The organism is Xenorhabdus eapokensis (genome assembly GCF_001908105.1).
Genome location: NZ_MKGQ01000200.1, coordinates 1 through 309, shown reverse-complemented (window position 1 = coordinate 309; position 309 = coordinate 1). Strand labels below are relative to the sequence as shown.

The window sequence follows — 309 nt, the reverse complement described above, 5'->3', positions numbered from 1 at the left end:
CACGTTGGGTATTTTTGCCAATTTTCAACAAGGTAAAAGTCAACGCGACTGGCTTCAACAAGCCAATGTTATAGGATGTTAAAGTCGAGCATCGCGTTAGGTTATTCTAAATCCGAAGAGATGCATGACAAAGTGGTAGGTACGTTCATTGAACGTGAATACTCTATTTTATAACAGATCTAATCATTGGGAGCATGACCCTGCCTAGCAGCTGTCTCTTGATCACATCTATAGCTCAAGAGACTGTGCAAGCAAGTAACCCTCAAGGATGGTTTGTAATATGAACCATCCTTCCCATAGTCTTTCCCA

General features: G+C 41.4%; 1 pseudogene. It reads left to right on the top strand.

What is annotated here, in order from left to right:
- Positions 1 to 96 precede the first annotated feature (96 nt).
- Positions 97 to 174: pseudogene (locus Xedl_RS39535) on the top strand (IS1 family transposase); the annotation flags it as partial.
- Between the last annotated feature and the right edge of the window lie 135 nt (positions 175 to 309).